The following is a 739-nucleotide window of genomic DNA, read 5'->3' on the forward strand; positions in this document are numbered from 1 at the left end:
GAGAACTACCTATTACAGATAACTATGTAACGCCTCCGTCGTATAAAAAACGAAAAGTCAATAAACGCGTATTAACACCTACGGTGATGAAACGTATTCGAAAAATGTTAAAAGATAATGAATATAAACGGCAACATCAGATGCACAAGCAACAACTAAAAATGATTGATATTCATGAAAAGTTGCTAGATGAAGGTTTCGAAATTAGTTATACCACTGTTAGAAATTTTGTAAATAGTGAGGAGAAACGTCAAAAAGAAGTTTTTATTCGTCAAAAGGCAACTGCTGGTCATGAGATTGTATTTGACTGGGGAGAAGTAAAATTAATCATTGATCAAACATTACATTCCCTTTCAATGGCGGTCTTTACCCTACCATATAGTAATGAAAGAATTGCATATTTATATGAATCTGAAACAATGGTGTGTGTTCAAGATGCTCATGTGAAATGTATTAACTATTTAGGCTTTGTACCAGAGGTTTTTACGTACGATAATATGCGGACAGTCGTAAAGAACTTTATTGGGACTGAACGTGAGATTACCGATGGTATGAAAAATCTATCGATGCATTATCATTTTAAAATACGACTATGTGAACCGAGAAAAGGAAATCAGAAGGGGCATGTAGAGCGAAGTGTAGAATACATCCGCCGGAAAGCATTTGCCCATCGAGATACGTTTACAAGTCTAGAAGAAGCTCAGGCTTATCTAACAGAAATCATCATGAAATTAAACTC

Annotated in this window: 1 protein-coding gene; it reads left to right on the top strand. The window is 35.0% G+C overall.

The genetic code is table 11. The features are described 5' to 3' along the window. On the top strand, window positions 1-739 hold a 739-nt coding region (gene istA, locus CD30_RS19230; RefSeq protein WP_141096086.1), incomplete at both ends, for an IS21 family transposase.

Source organism: Ureibacillus massiliensis 4400831 = CIP 108448 = CCUG 49529 (assembly GCF_000772965.1).
Lineage (GTDB): Bacteria > Bacillota > Bacilli > Bacillales_A > Planococcaceae > Ureibacillus > Ureibacillus massiliensis.